General features: G+C 75.9%; 9 protein-coding genes and 1 pseudogene. 7 read left to right on the forward strand and 3 right to left on the reverse strand.

The genetic code is table 11. The annotated features are described in order from the left end of the window. From WJX68_RS25010 to WJX68_RS25035, 6 genes and pseudogenes are all read left to right on the forward strand, one after another. On the forward strand, positions 1–857 hold an 857-nt coding region (locus WJX68_RS25010; RefSeq protein WP_340295423.1), incomplete at its 5' end, for a hypothetical protein. Beyond that, on the forward strand, positions 854–2611 hold the full coding sequence (locus tag WJX68_RS25015) for a sodium/solute symporter (RefSeq protein WP_340295425.1): 1758 nt from the start codon (positions 854–856) through the stop codon (positions 2609–2611). The genes WJX68_RS25010 and WJX68_RS25015, both read left to right, overlap by 4 nt. Before the next feature lie 215 nt (positions 2612–2826). After that, positions 2827–3174 (forward strand): DUF485 domain-containing protein, encoded by a 348-nt coding sequence (locus WJX68_RS25020; protein WP_340295427.1) that lies wholly within the window; start codon positions 2827–2829, stop codon positions 3172–3174. Continuing rightward, positions 3171–4763, forward strand: a pseudogene (locus WJX68_RS25025) (solute symporter family protein); the annotation flags it as partial. The gene WJX68_RS25020 and the pseudogene WJX68_RS25025, both read left to right, overlap by 4 nt. Positions 4764–5191: 428 nt before the next feature. Beyond that, positions 5192–5521: a rhodanese-like domain-containing protein gene (locus tag WJX68_RS25030; RefSeq protein ID WP_340295429.1), complete on the forward strand. Its 330-nt coding sequence runs from the start codon at positions 5192–5194 to the stop codon at positions 5519–5521. A 3-nt stretch (positions 5522–5524) separates the two neighbouring features. Beyond that, a complete protein-coding gene (locus WJX68_RS25035) occupies positions 5525–6556 on the forward strand; it encodes a DUF4328 domain-containing protein (RefSeq protein ID WP_340295431.1) in 1032 nt (343 codons plus the stop codon). A gap of 659 nt (positions 6557–7215) precedes the next feature. Here the strand turns inward: WJX68_RS25035 and WJX68_RS25040 are convergent. The 3 genes from WJX68_RS25040 to WJX68_RS25050 form a co-directional block, all read right to left on the reverse strand. Next, positions 7216–7641: a hypothetical protein gene (locus WJX68_RS25040; protein WP_340295433.1), complete on the reverse strand. Its 426-nt coding sequence runs from the start codon at positions 7639–7641 to the stop codon at positions 7216–7218. A 146-nt stretch (positions 7642–7787) separates the two neighbouring features. Beyond that, positions 7788–8645, reverse strand: a complete 858-nt coding sequence (locus tag WJX68_RS25045) for a hypothetical protein (RefSeq protein WP_340295435.1) — start codon at positions 8643–8645, stop codon at positions 7788–7790. Positions 8646–8801: 156 nt separating this feature from the next. Next, a complete protein-coding gene (locus WJX68_RS25050) occupies positions 8802–10031 on the reverse strand; it encodes a cytochrome P450 (protein ID WP_340295437.1) in 1230 nt (409 codons plus the stop codon). 21 nt (positions 10032–10052) lie between these two features. Between WJX68_RS25050 and WJX68_RS25055 the strand changes: the two genes are divergently transcribed. After that, the gene (locus WJX68_RS25055) at positions 10053–10982 is read left to right on the forward strand and encodes a DUF5926 family protein (protein WP_340295439.1); all 930 of its coding nucleotides are present in this window, start codon (positions 10053–10055) and stop codon (positions 10980–10982) included. Positions 10983–10995: the final 13 nt, after the last annotated feature.

Consider the following 10995-nt stretch of genomic DNA (forward strand, 5'->3'; position numbering starts at 1 on the left):
CCCCGCCCGCGGGCGGCTCGGCGCTGCCGCAGCGGGTCCCCGGCGCGTCGTCGTGGCCGGACGCCTGGACCCCCGACCGCAGGGCCCTGCTCGCCGGGACCACCGGCACCGCCCCGGGCACCGCCGCGGAGATCCCGGCCGACGCCCCGCCCGAGACCCGGCCCGTGCCCACCCGCTGGAGCGCGGCCGGGCGGCGCGGCCCGGCCGCCCCGGCACCCCGCGCCGACGAGCGCGACGACGAGGACGACCTGCCCGACGAGGACGACCTCGACGAGGAGCTCGACGAGCTGCGCGGCGGCCCGACCGAGCGCACCGAGGTCATCTGGCGCGCCCCCGGCGCCGACGACGTCGCACCCGCGCCGGAGCCCGCCGCCGAGCCGGAGCCGTTCGCGCCCGCCGCCGCGGCGCCCTACACCGGTGCCCGCCCGCGCCGCTTCGCCGCCGAGCCGACCGACCCGCCCGCCGCCCCCGAGACCGTCGAGGACCCCGACGGCCCCGGCGCCGGACGCGTGCGGGTCGTGCTCTCCGAGCGCCGCTCGACCGCGCAGTCCTCGCGCGGGCTGTCCGACGTGCAGGACCCCGGCGCCGTCGGCACGCTGCTGCGCAACTCACTCGTCCGCACCCAGCTGCTCCTCGCGCTGCGGGTCAGCGTCGTCGCCCTCGTCGGTCTGGGCGTGCTGCCCGCGCTGTTCATCGCCGTCCCGGTGATCGGGCAGGTCGAGGTGCTCGGGATCCGGCTGCCGTGGCTGCTGCTGGGCGTGCTGGTCTACCCGTTCCTGCTCGGCCTCGGCTGGTGGTACGTGAGCTCCGCCGAGGCGGCCGAGCAGGACTTCGCCGACGACGTGGCGGATCGATGAGCCTGACCGCGATCCTGTCGCTGGTCGCGATCGTCCTGGTCGCCGTCGCGTCCGCGGTGATCGGCTCGGTCGCCCACCGCACCCGTCTCACCTCCGACTTCCTCGTCGCGTCGCGGTCGGTGCCCTCGCGGCTCAACGCGGGCGCGATCTCGGGGGAGTACCTGTCGGCGGCGTCGTTCCTCGGCATCGCCGGGCTGATCCTGGTCCAGGGCGTCGATGCGCTCTGGTACGCCGTCGGCTACACCGCCGGGTACCTGTTCCTGCTGCTGTTCGTGGCCGCGCCGCTGCGCCGCTCCGGCGCCTACACGGTGCCGGACTTCGCCGACGCCCGGCTCGCCTCACCGATGCTGCGCAAGGTGTGCGCAGCCGTCGTCATCGTCATCTGCTGGCTCTACCTGCTGCCGCAGCTGCAGGGCGCCGGGCTGACGGTCGGCATCGTCACCGGGCTGCCGGACTGGATCGGCTCGGGCGCGGCCGGGGTGCTGGTCGTCGCCACCGTCGCGCTCGGCGGCATGCGGTCGGTGACGTTCGTGCAGGCGTTCCAGTACTGGTTCAAGCTCACCGCGCTGGCCGTGCCCGCGGTGATCGGGATCGTCGTCTGGCTCGGCGACGGCCACACCTTCGCCCGCGGCGAGCCGCCGGAGTTCCGCGAGCCGACCACCGTCTCCGTCGCCACCCCGGTGACGCTCGAGGCCCGCCTCGCCGTCGACGTCGTCGCCCGCGGCACCGTCGACGGCCGCCCGGTCGACGGCCCGCTGCGCTGGGTCGCCGGGTCCACCCACGAGGTCACCGCCGGGACCGAGCTGGCGTTCCCGGCCGGCGCGCCGGTGCCGGTCACCCGCGGCGCCCCCACCGACGACGAGAGCTGGCTGCGGCCCTTTACCGGCTCCGAGCAGCACCAGCTGCTCGCGACCTACTCGCTGATCCTGGCGACGTTCCTCGGCACGATGGGCCTGCCGCACGTGCTCGGCCGCTTCTACACCAACTCCGACGGCCGCGCGGCGCGGCGCAGCGCGGTGCTGGTGCTCGCGATGCTCGGCGGCTTCTACGTCCTGGTCACCCTGCTCGGGGTGCTCTCCCGCGTCTACACCCCGCAGCTGCTGGTCACCGGCCGCAGCGACGCCGCGGTGCTGCTGCTGCCGACCGCGATCCTGGGCAGCGGCCTGCTCGGCGCGCTCGTCGGCGGGCTGGTCGCGGCGGGCGCGTGGGCGGCGTTCCTGTCGACGGCGTCCGGGCTGCTGGTCAGCCTGGCCAGCGTGGTGTCCACCGACGTCCTGCCCCGCAGCGGCCGGATGACGCGGCGCTTCCCGCTGGCCACCGTCCTGGCCGGGGTGCCGCCGACGGTCGTCGCGCTCGTCCCGACCGGGCTGAACTTCGCCGAGGCCGTCGCGCTGGTGTTCGCGGTCGCGGCGTCGACGTTCTGCCCGCTGCTGGTGCTGGGCATCTGGTGGCGCGGGCTCACCGACGTCGGCGCGATCGCGGGCGTCGTCGTCGGCGGCGTCGTGTCGGCCGGAGCGGTCGTCGCCGCCCTGGCCGGGCTCGACGTCGACGGTCTCGGCGACGCGGCCGGCTGGGTGGAGGTGCTGCTCTACCGGCCCGCGATCGTCAGCGTCCCGCTGGCCTTCCTCACGATGGCGCTGGTGTCGCGGGCCACCCGGGCGCGCCGTCCGGTGGACGCCGGGCAGGTGCTCCTGCGGCTGCACGCACCCGAACGGCTGGGCCTCATGCGTGACCGATTGGACGACAGGACCTGACCCGCTCGGCCGATCGGGTCACGCAGCGTCATCGTTGCGCCGGGTGAGTGGGGACCGATCGGGCGTTCTCCCCGTATCGGGTCGCAACGACGTTCCCCGGCGCGAGACCGCGTCGTTGATCCGGGTGAAGTGTGTCCCCCCGGGGGCGTGCCGCGATCCCCCGGTCGCGGTCGCGCCCCGCTCCCCGCAGCACGACCCGAAAGGACCCCGGCGCCATGAGCAGCCCCGCAGAGCGCTCGGCCGGCACGATCTACCAGCAGGTCCAGGCCAGTCCCGAGTTCCGGGCGTACCGCAGCCGGTTGCGGCGCTACGTGTTCCCGATGACCGCGATCTTCCTCGCCTGGTACCTGGCCTACGTCGGTCTCGCCAGCTACGCCCCCGAGTTCATGTCGACCCGGGTCGTCGGGACGATCACCGTCGGCCTGCTCGTCGGGCTCGGCCAGTTCGTCTCCACCTTCCTGATCACGACCCTGTACGTCCGGTTCGCCGAGCGGGAGATCGACGGCCCGGCCGCCGAGCTGCGTTCCCGCGTCGAGCAGGCCGGTGCGGAGGTGCGCGCATGACCACGTCCGTCCTGGCCCAGGCCGAGTCGGTCGGCTCGGTCACCGCGAACCTCGGGTTCTTCCTGCTGTTCGTGATCGTCACGCTGATGATCGTGCTGCGGGTCAGCCGCACCAACGCCACGCGCGCCGACTACTACACCGGCGGCCACGCGTTCACCGGTCCGCAGAACGGCACGGCCATCGCGGGCGACTTCCTGTCCGCGGCCTCGTTCCTCGGCATCGCCGGCGCCATCGCCCTCTACGGCTACGACGGCTTCCTGTACTCCATCGGCTTCCTCGTCGGCTGGCTGATGGCGCTGCTGCTCGTCGCGGAGCTCCTGCGCAACACCGGCCGCTTCACGATGGGCGACGTGCTGGCGTTCCGGATGCGCCAGCGCCCGGTCCGCGCGGCGGCGGCGACCTCGACGCTGGTCGTGTCGCTGTTCTACCTGATCGCCCAGATGGCCGGCGCCGGCGGACTGATCTCGCTGCTGCTGCAGATCCCGAAGGACGACGCCGTCTCCCAGGCACTGGTGATCGTCGTCGTCGGCGGTCTGATGATCTTCTACGTGCTGTTCGGCGGGATGAAGGGCACCACCTGGGTGCAGATCATCAAGGCCGGGCTGCTGCTCACCGGCGCCGCGGTGCTGACCACCTGGGTGCTGGGCCGCTACGGGTTCAACCTGTCCGCGGTCCTGCGGCAGGCCACCGAGAACTCCGAGCGCGGCGAGGCCCTGCTCAACCCGGGCCTGCAGTACACGAACAAGATCGACTTCATCTCGCTCGGGCTGGCGCTGGTGCTCGGCACCGCGGGCCTGCCGCACATCCTGATGCGCTTCTACACCGTGCCCTCGGCCAAGGAGGCCCGGCGCTCGGTGGTGTGGGCGATCTGGCTGATCGGCATCTTCTACCTCTTCACGCTGGTGCTGGGCTACGGCGCGACCGCGCTGCTCCCGCCGGGCACGATCACCCGGGCCAACCAGAACGACGCCGCGCCGCTGCTGGCCTACGCCCTCGGCGGCGAGATCATGCTCGGCCTGATCTCCGCGGTCGCGTTCGCGACGATCCTCGCGGTCGTCGCCGGCCTGACGATCACCGCGTCGGCGTCCTTCGCGCACGACGTCTACGCCAACGTCCTGCGCCGCGGGAAGGCCTCCCCGGACTCCGAGGTGCGCGTCGCCCGGACGACGGCGCTGGTCATCGGCCTCGTGGCGATCGGCGGCGGCATCGTCGCCAACGGCCAGAACGTCGCGTTCCTGGTGGCGCTGGCGTTCGCCGTCGCCGCCTCGGCGAACCTGCCGACGATCCTGTTCTCGCTGTTCTGGAAGCGGTTCAACACCACCGGTGCGCTGTGCAGCATCTACGGCGGCGTGCTGATCTGCGTGGGCCTGATCGTCGTCTCGCCCGCGGTGTCGGGCTCGCCGACCGCGATGGTCCCGGACGCGGACTTCGCGTTCTTCCCGCTGTCCAACCCGGGCCTGGTGTCGATCCCGGCCTCGTTCCTGCTGGGCATCGTCGGCACCCTGCTCGGCGGCCGCGAGCGGTTCAACGCCGCCCGCTACGCCGAGATGGAGGTCCGCTCGCTGACCGGTGCGGGCGCGGTGCGCGCGACGACCGAGCCCAAGGAGACGCCGAAGCCGGCCGCCGTGCCTGCCGAGGACCTGATCCCGCGGCACGCCGCCGAGGGGTCCGGGCGGCACCGCCCGCAGCCGCCGCGCCCGCAGCCGCGTCCGAACCCGGGGCAGCGGCCGCAGACCAGCCGCCAGGCGGGCGAGCTGTTCGGCAACACCGGGCTCACCGGCACCCAGCCCGCGGTCGGCCCGGACGGGCGTCCCGGGGGGACCGGCCGGTGGCCCTCGCCGGGCGGCAGCGGCGGGTTCCGGCCCGTGCACGCCACCGGCGGTCACCGGCCCGCCGAGCCGCCGCCGGACCCGAACGAGATGACGATCCCGCACGGGTCGCTCTACCGGGACGACCGCTACCGCTGACCGCGCCGCGCTCACGGCGGGTTGACGGGCGGGCGTGGCAGGATGGCGCCATGTCCGACCCGGTTCCCGCCGTGAGCGTGTCCGACCTCCCCGCCGACGCCCCGATGCTGGACGTCCGCGAGCTCGACGAGTGGACCGCCGGGCACGCCCCGCACGCCCGTCACCTGCCGATGTCCGAGCTGGCCGGGCGGATGGGCGAGGTCCCCACCGACGACCCGCTCTACGTCGTCTGCCGCTCGGGCGGCCGCTCGGCCCGCGTCGTCGCCTACCTGGCCCAGCAGGGCTACCCGGCCGTGAACGTCGAGGGAGGGATGCAGGACTGGGCCGCGCAGGGCCGCACGGTCGTGACCGACGACGGCAGCGCCCCCCGGATCGCCTGACCCGTGGTCGCGCCGGCGCCCCGACGGCCGGGACCGTCGCCGTGCCCGCGCTGCGGTCGCACGGCGCCGCCCGGCAGCGGCGCGTTCTGCCCGTGGTGCGGTCGCTACCTGGCCGCCCTCGAGTGGGTCGCGACGACACCGGGTGGCCAGGCGTCGTCGCCGCCGCAGCGCCGCGACCGCTACACCGGACCGCCCCGCTACCGCGCCGTCCCGCGCTGGGGCCTGCCGGTCGGCCCCTGGCGGGCGCCGGCGGCGTCCGACGACGAGCCGCTGCTGCCCGTGCACCGGGCCCGTGCCCTGGCCGCCCAGCTGGTGCCCGTGCTGTGGGTGACCGTCGTGATGTCCCTGGTCGCCGCCGTGGCCGAGTCCTGGCGCTACGGGTTGCTGCTGCTCAGCCGCACCGACGCGCTGTCCGCGGACGCGGTCGGCTGGTCCGACGCGCTGGTCTGGTTCGGCGGCTGGTCCTCGGTGGTGGCGGCGGTCGCGGCCGGGGTCCTGACGATCTCGTGGAGCCTGTGGGCGCACCGCGCGGCCGCCGACCGGGCCGGGGCGCGGGCCTGGCGCAGCCGTCGCCGGATCGTCGCCGGGTGGGTCGTGCCGGGATGGAACCTGGTCGCGCCCGGATCGCTGCTGGCCGAGACCGAGCACGCGGCGCTGGAGCTGCCGCCCGGGCGGCGGCCGTCGCCGTCGCGGGAGCTGCTGGTGTGGTGGGCACTGTGGGCGGCGTGCGTGCTGCTGGCCGTCGTCGCCCTGCTGTGGCGGCTGCGCACCGGGACCCAGGCGCTGGCCGACGGGGTGGTGCTGCACCTCTGGGCGGACGTGCTCGCCGCCGTGACGGCGTGGCGCACCGTGCGGGTGGTGCGCCTGCTCACCGCTCTGCTGGAGCCGCGGGCGCAGGGGCCGCGGGAACTGCTGGTGTCGCGGCAGGCAGCGAACCCGGACGCGGTCCGCGCGGAGCGGGCGGAGCCGGCGCCGGCGGGCCCGCCGGCAGCGCCGACGGCGGCACCGGACCCGGCGGAGCCGTCACGGGGCTGAGCCCGGGTGGGCCCGCGTACGGCGGGCCGGCGGGGCGCGGGGCCCACGGGGCGTCCGGTCCCGGCGGTTCCGGCGGTCCCGGTGGGTGGTGCGTGGCGGACGGGCCGGGCCCGGTGGGCACCGGACCGGAGGGGCCCGGGCCGGCCGGACCCGATGCCCAGCCGGCGGCACCGGGGCGCACCGCGGTGGAGGGGCCCGCCGTCAGCGCGGCCTCGGAGACCTCCTCCAGGAGCTTGCGCACCCGCCGTACCGCCCGGTCCGGGCCGCGCACGACGACCGACAGCGCCAGCCGCCCGCCGTGCGGGTCGGCGACGGTGCGCAGCACGTGCCGGTCCGGTCCCGCCTCCAGGACGAGCCCGAGCACCCCGCCGGCACCGGGCGCCAGCGCCAGCGCGATCCGGACGAGCTCCGCGTGCGCCGCGCCGCGGACCTCGTCGCGGTGGTCGTGCGCGGCGGGGACACCGCGGCCGGTCCGGCCCGCGGCGGTGTCGGGGCCGCACACGTCGAGCACCATCCCGCTGTCGACGTCGAGCAGCGCGGCGGAGCGGACCCGCGGGTCGGAGACCAGCGGGCCCAGCACGGCGGCGAGCCCGTCGGTGCGCACGGCGACGGCGTGCCGGTGACGTCCCATCGATCGCGCCGGTCGTCCTCTCCCCGGGTCAGCGCTGCTGGGCGGGGAAGAACGCCTGGCCCTGCTGGGGGGCGGCCTGCGGCGAGGCCATCGCGAACTGCTGCTCGATGACGCGCAGGTCGCGGCGGGCCATCGCGAGGTTGGCCTGGGCCCGGTTCAGCACGAGGTAGAAGAACAGCTGCTCGTCGGTGCCGCGGATGATCCGGATCAGGTGGTACTGGGTGTCGAGGGTGATCAGGATGTCCTCGATCGTCTCGCGCAGGCCCAGCTTCTGCATGACCTCGAGCTTGGTGCGGACGACCTCGGAGTTGCCGGGCGCGGCGACGTCGAGGTCGAACTCGGGGCTCCCGCCGCGCGAGCCGAGGGTCATGCCGCTGTCGAAGTCGACGATCGCGACCGCGAACGCGCCCTTGATGTTGGCGGCCATGTCCAGCGAACGATCGATGTTGTTCATCTCAGAATGCCTTCCGCGCGACGTGACGGACGTCGCGACGATGTCGGGGAGCCGGTGCCGGGAACCGTTTCCACCCATTCTCGACAATGGATCACGAGTGGGGGACGTCCTCGGAGCGGACAACGATAGCCCGCGATTCCGGAGCGTCAATATTCCGTTGCGGACGACCGGTCGAGACGCCGTAGCGCGGCCAGGACGCGGGCCATCGTCCCGAGGTCGTCGGCCCACCGTGCGCCCGCCGGGGCGGCCCCGGGCCCGGCGGCCGGTGCCGGGTCCTCGCGCGGTGCCGGGGCGGGGGCCCGGCGGGGCAGGGGGACGACCGGCCCGGGTGTGCGCTCGGCGTCGGGCACCGGCGACGGCATCGGCACCGCCACCGGGACCGCGGGGTCCCCGCGGACCGGGGACGCCGCGGGCGGGGCGGCCGGCGGGACGGCTGCCGCCCGCGGTGGCGGCGGACCGTCCCCGGGAGCGTCCACGACGGGTGTGCCGGCCGGCGCGGGGAGGACGCCCGGAGGTGCGGCGGCCGGGGGAGCGGGACGCGCGGCCATCCGCGGACGAGCCGGGGAACCGGTTCTGAGCTGGGCATTCGTGTGGCCGGGAAGGCCGGCCGGGACGGGTGTCCCCCGCGCGGGCGCCGGCGCGGCGGGACCGCGGGGGAGCGTTCCGGGCCGCGGCCCGGGGGCCGGGCGCAGCGCGCGCCGGACCAGCGCGAGCGGAGTGCCGGTGTGGTCGAGGTGGGCGTAGGCCAGCACGGGCGGGCCGCCGTCGCGGGTCACGGCCCGCAGCAGGTGGTGCCCGGTGGTCGTCGTGATCACGGCGTCCTCGAACGCGGGTCCGCCGGCGGCCAGCTCCGCAGCGCCCCAGCCGAGGACCGCGGCGAGCCCGGGCACGTCCCGCCCGCCGCCCGCCGCGAGGATCTCGCCGCTGCCCGCGTCGGCCACGCACGCGTAGCCCGTCCCTGGCACGTCGAGGACGTCGCGCAGCAGTTCCGACCACGATTCCACCGGGCCGATTCCATCACGTCCGGATGCGATGGTCGACGCCGGTCGCGCAATTCCGGGGAGGCTGAGCGCCGCGTTTTTGCACGGCGCCGTCGGCAATTCTTGTGAATGGTCCTGCGGTCTGCGCCGTTCGGCTGTGCAACGGATCCGGCATCCGGCTCAGTGATCCGTCCCGGAGGTGAGCCGGAGCTCGGCGAGGCCGCGCATGACGAACCGCGGACGGCGCACCGGCTCGCTCGCGAGCGCTGCCCCGGGCAACCGGTGCAGCAGGGCCCGCAGCACCTCGCCGATCTCCAGCCGGGCCAGCGGGGCGCCGAGGCAGTAGTGCACGCCGCCGCCGAAGCCCAGGTGCGGGTTCGGGCGGCGGCCGACGTCGAGGCGGTCGGCGCCGGCACCGAAGACGGCCGGGTCGCGCCCCGCGGCGCCGAGCAGCGTCGCGATCCGGGTGCCCGCCGCGACCCGGTGCCCGGCGACCGTGGTGTCGGCGACGGCGGTCCGCTCGAACAGCTGCAGCGGCGCGTCGAAGCGGATCAGCTCCTCCACCGCCGTCGGGAGGAGCGTGTCGTCGTCGAGCAGCCGACGCCACTGGTCCGGGTGCCGCAGCAGCGCGTGCACCCCGTTCCCGACGACGTTGACCGTCGCCTCGTGTCCGGCCATGAGGAGCAGCACGGCGGTGCCGACCAGCTCGTCGTCGTCCAGGCGGGCGGCGGCGGAGTCCCCGTCGCGCACCGACAGCAGGTCCGCGATCAGGTCCGGCCCGTCGCCGGTGGGGGCGGCGCGGCCCGCACGGCGGTCGTCGACCAGCTCGCGCAGCATCGCGGTGAACGCGGCCGAGGCGGCCTCGGCGGCGCGGCGGCCGTCGTCGCCGGGGTCGGGTTCGTACATCCGCACGATCGCGTCCGACCAGTCGCGCAGCGGGGCCCGCCGGTCCGGCGGCACCCCGAGCAGGTCCGCGATCACCGCGACCGGCAGCGGCTCGGCGACGAGCGTGACGAGATCGGCCGGCTCGCCGTCGCGCACCCGTCGCACCAGGTCCTCGACCAGCGCGCCCGCCCGCCCGCGGACCAGCGGCGCGAGCCGCTCGGTGTGGCCGCGCGCGAACGCCGAGGCCACCAGCCTGCGCAGCCGGGTGTGCGGCTCGCCCTCGCGCTCCAGCAGCGAGTTGCGGTGCAGCAGGTTGAACGCGCCGAGCTCGTCCGCCGGCTCGGCGTCGGCCCAGACGCGGCCCAGGCCGCGGTCGCGCAGCACGGCCGCGCAGGCCGCGTGCGTCACCGCGACGGGCAGGCCCAGACCGGGGTGGGGATGGACCGGTCCCGCGGCCCGCAGCGCGGCGTAGGCGGGGTAGGGGTCGGCCAGGAAAGCGGGGTCGGCCGGATCGAAGACATGCACGACCCGCTACCTTGCCCGGCGATGGGTAAGAAGACGCGCAACCGTGCCGGCGCCGCCGAGGCGGGGGACAACCCCCGCCGGCCGTGCCCGTGCGGCTCCGGCAAGCGGTACAAGTCCTGCCACGGCGCCGGCGACGACGTGATCGTCATCCGGCCGTTCGAGGGTCTCGCGGCCGAGCCCGACCTCGTCGCCATGCGGGAGTTCCTCCCGTCGGCCACGGCGCCGCTGCCGGTCCGCTCCGGCGGGCCGGTGACCCTGGCCTCGGTGCTGCCGGGCGCGTCCGCCGCGATCGTCCGCGACAACGGCGAGGTCCTGCTCGGCATGCAGGTCCAGACCCGCTCCGGGGACCTCTCCGCGGACCTCGCCGGCGCGCTGGCCTGGGCGCGCTCGGCCGAGCCGGGCTCGTCGCTGCCGGTCGTCGGGCCGGACCGGCGCACCGGGGAGCGCCTGCAGGACGTGCTGGAGCCCGGCACCCCGCTGGAGCCGACGGTGCACGCCGACTTCGCGTGGTGGCTGCCGCCGGGCGAGCCGGACCCCGAGGCCCAGGCGATGCTCGAGCGCGCCAACTCGGTGATCATGCCGACCGAGGCCGTCACCGCGGACGGCGTCCGCGGCGCCTACTGGGTCGACACCGGCTCGAAGGCGCACGTGCGCTGGGTGCGCACCGAGGACGAGCCGACGCTGATGGCGGCGCTGGCCCGGCTGTCCGGCCGGGGCGGCCTGGAGCTGGGCGACGGCTCGCGCTACGCCGGGTCCTTCCGGGCGCACGGGCTGCTCGTGCCGGTGTGGGACGTGGACCGGGAGATGCACTCCTCGGAGTGGGCGGGACCGGCCGCGGAGTTCGCCGAGCGGCTCGACGAGGTGCTGGCCGGGCTGGCGGCCACGCCGCTGACGGAGTCCGAGCACCGCGCCCGCGACGTGCTCGCGGGCAAGCAGATCACCCTGCGCTGACCCGGCCGGGCCG

Origin of the sequence: Pseudonocardia spirodelae (assembly GCF_037727765.1) — a bacterium.
In the GTDB taxonomy this organism is placed as follows: Bacteria; Actinomycetota; Actinomycetes; order Mycobacteriales; family Pseudonocardiaceae; genus Pseudonocardia; species Pseudonocardia spirodelae.